This window comes from Psychrobacter sp. 16-MNA-CIBAN-0192 (assembly GCF_040309565.1).
Taxonomy (GTDB): Bacteria; Pseudomonadota; Gammaproteobacteria; order Pseudomonadales; family Moraxellaceae; genus Psychrobacter.
Genome location: NZ_JBEOOX010000507.1, coordinates 1 through 252, shown reverse-complemented (window position 1 = coordinate 252; position 252 = coordinate 1). Strand labels below are relative to the sequence as shown.

Annotated in this window: 1 protein-coding gene; it reads left to right on the top strand. The window is 38.9% G+C overall.

Annotated elements, in window-relative coordinates:
- Positions 1 to 221 (top strand): hypothetical protein (locus AAEY78_RS14150; RefSeq protein WP_352340039.1); only part of this gene is annotated, 221 nt, incomplete at its 5' end.
- Positions 222 to 252 lie beyond the last annotated feature (31 nt).

Below are 252 nucleotides of genomic sequence, written 5' to 3'. Positions count from 1 at the left end.
TATCACTTGCCTTTTTTTTAAGCAAATTCCAAGTGTTTTGGTCACCATTCCAAATTCTAAGCTATTACGATATTGAGAAAAACAAACAAGGTATTTGCTTAGCAGAAGGTAGACGACTTTATGAAAAAGAGCTGTTTGTTCGCGCCATGCAAGGCTATTGTAACAAACGTAAGCACAGCGCTCTGAACCGCCACGGTATTGTCGGAGGCTCAACTTTCTGAGAGAATACGACAATTAAAACACGAAACTATA